Annotated in this window: 1 protein-coding gene; it reads left to right on the top strand. The window is 53.8% G+C overall.

Annotation, left to right across the window (positions count from 1 at the left end; translation table 11 throughout):
* On the top strand, window positions 1-2,572 hold a 2,572-nt coding region (locus HVE01_RS19700), incomplete at both ends, for a cadherin-like domain-containing protein (RefSeq protein WP_146945488.1).

The following is a 2,572-nucleotide window of genomic DNA, read 5'->3' as shown; positions in this document are numbered from 1 at the left end:
TATCAATGATGGTAATGGCGACTTTACCCAGACAGACCCAAATGTAGCATTTAATGTGGTCAATGGCATAAACTACCTTGTTGCCGATTTTGATAATGACGGTGATGAGGATGTCATGGCGACTGATGGTGATACTGATTCCAGCTATTATCGTCAGGATGGCACTTCCGGTGGCACAGATAACAAGCCACCGGTTCTCTCTGCAAGCACGCCAGACGATAATGCAACCGAAATAGAACCTACATCCAACATCAGTCTTATGTTTGATGAGCCCATCTCATCAACTGGCACTGGCGAAATTAGGATTTATAAAGCATCCGATCATTCTCTAGTCGAGTCGATCCCAGGGAATGATGGTCGAGTTACTGGTTCGGGTACTTCTACTATTACGATTAACCCTGCAAATGATTTCGATGCCAGTACCGAATACTATATTCAAATCGAGGAAGCAGCCTTTTTCGATGCTGATGGCATGACCTTTATGGGGATTGAGGACACTACCTCGCTTAGTTTCACAACCAGTTCTGGCAACGCCACCCCCAGCATTACCCTGCCCAGCACGCCGACATTTGGTGAGGACAGCATCGCCAATGCCATTGCCGATACGCTTGAAATCAGCGACGGCGACGACGACAGCCAGGCGGTGACGCTGAGTATCGCCAACGGCACGGCGACGCTTGGCACCACGACCAACCTTGTCAATCTCAGCGGCAACGGATCCTCCTCAATCACCTTCGACGCCAGTTCGCTGAGCGACGTCAATACGGCCCTGGATAGTCTGACCTTTACGCCGGATGCCAATTTCCATGGCACTGCCAGTATTCAGGTGCAGACTGATGATGGCAACGGCGGTACGGACGTTCAAACGTTCAACATCGCTGTCAACGAAGCTCCCGAGGTATCCAGCATCAATCGTGGCGCGACGCCGACGAACAATCCGAGCAATGCCGATACAATCGAGTTCGATGTGACTTTCAGCGAGAATGTCACTGGTGTCGATGCGTCCGACTTCAATATTTCCACAACCGGCAGTGCCACAACTGACAATGGCGATAGCGACATCACCGTTACTGGCAGCGGCAGCAGCTACACGGTCAGTGTCGCCAACGTCACCGGTGATGGCACGATCACGGTGGATCTTGCCGATAACGACACCATTGTCAGTGACGACGGACACAATACGCCGCTTGGCGGGGTGGGTGTCAGCGCTGAAGGTGACGGTAGCCGTTACGGCGATCAGACATTTTCTGTAGACCATTCCGCCCCGAGCCTCGCCAGCACAGCCAGCACCGACTTCACAGAGAACGGCACAGGCACTGTGCTTGACCTGGACGCCGACGACGGGGCTGGGCCAGACAGCGGTGTTACCTATTCCCTGACCGGCGGGACGGACCAAGCTGACTTCAACATCAATAGTGCCAACGGCAAACTCACTTTCGTCAGCGTGCCAGATTTCGACAATCCGGCGGACAGCAACACCAATAATGACTATGTGGTAGAGGTCACGGCTACGGATGGTGTGGGCAATACGGCCGTGCAGACCGTGACAGTTAATGTAACCGATGTAGACGAAGCTCCGGTCTTCAATTCCGGCACAGCAGTGGACTTCGCCGAAAACGGCACGGGCACGGTGATCGACGTCAACGCCACTGACGGCGATGGCGGGGCGGATGATGCCAATGTATCCTACTCACTGACTGGCAACGGCGCGGATGACAGCCTGTTCAGCATCGATGCCAACAGCGGCGTGGTCACCTTTAACAGCGCTCCGGACTTTGAATCTCCCACAGACGATGGGAGAAATAACGTCTACGACATCCAGGTGCGGGTGGAGGACGCCAGCAATCAGGTAACGCAGGACATCACCATCACGGTGACCGATGCCAATGAAGCCCCGGTCCTGCACAGCAATAGCGGTTTTACGCTGGATGAAGGCGCTTTGCATACACTCACTGCCAGTGAGCTTGAAGTTAAGGACGCAGACAATGTGGCGTCTGAGGTAACCTTTACATTGACCAGTTTACCGGATAATGGCTCCCTGAGTCTGAATGACTCAGAACTGGCGGTGAATGATACCTTTACACAGGCGGACATTGAAAATGGTCGAGTGGTTTATGCCCATAACGGTGGTGAAACTACGTCGGACAGTTTTGACTTTACCATCTCTGATGGAGCGGGTGGCACAATTGATGCCACAACCACTTCAATCACCGTCACACCTGTCAATGATGCCCTAACCGGTGATGTAACCATCAGCGGCATCGCTGAAGAGGATCAGGTACTTACCGCCTCGAACACCCTGGCCGATGGAGATGGTATGGGCACGGTAACGTACCAGTGGCTACGTGATGGTAATGAAATAACGGGTGCGACGGGCACTACTTATACTCTGACCCAAGCGGACGTGGGCGCTGCCATCAGCGTTCGGGCCAGCTACACCGACCAGCAGGGCACAGACGAAGCAGTGACCTCTTCTGCGATGGAGAGCGTGGCTAACGTTAACGATGCACCGACGGGCAGCGTCACGATCAGCGGAGATGCGATCGAAGATGAAACGCTCACAGCCGACACT

The sequence above is a fragment of the Vreelandella venusta genome (assembly GCF_007989605.1).
In the GTDB taxonomy this organism is placed as follows: domain Bacteria; phylum Pseudomonadota; class Gammaproteobacteria; order Pseudomonadales; family Halomonadaceae; genus Vreelandella; species Vreelandella venusta.
The sequence above is the reverse complement of the archived record's forward strand: the minus strand, read 5'-3'. Positions and strand labels throughout refer to the sequence as shown.